At 83.3% G+C, this 335-nt stretch carries 1 pseudogene; it reads right to left on the bottom strand.

The window, feature by feature from the left end:
* A pseudogene (locus tag RKE29_RS30635) lies at nt 1-335 on the bottom strand (hypothetical protein); the annotation flags it as partial.

Raw genomic sequence — 335 nt, 5'->3', positions numbered from 1 at the left:
GGGGCCGCCGTCCGGGCGCGCCGCGCCGCCGTCCGCCGCGCCGCCGTCCGCGAACGGCGTCGGCCACTGGCCGGTCCCGACCGCTCCGGGCGCGTCCCAGCCCTGCCCGGGCGCGTACGCTCCGGGCCCGTCCATGCCCCGCCCCTGCTCCGGGACCATGGGCAGGTGCCAGTCCCACTCGCCGGTCCCGTCCGCGGCGCCGGCGGCGGACGGCCCGGCGGCGGACTGCGCGGAGCCCTCGGCATACCCGGCGCCGTCGTACGGCCCGGACCCGTCGGAGCGCGCGAAGCCCTCGGGGGGCGCGGGGTGCTCCTGCCGCGCGCGCGGCACGGTCT

Source organism: Streptomyces sp. B1866 (assembly GCF_031932565.1).
In the GTDB taxonomy this organism is placed as follows: Bacteria; Actinomycetota; Actinomycetes; order Streptomycetales; family Streptomycetaceae; genus Streptomyces.
This window is presented reverse-complemented; position numbering and strand designations above follow the sequence as displayed.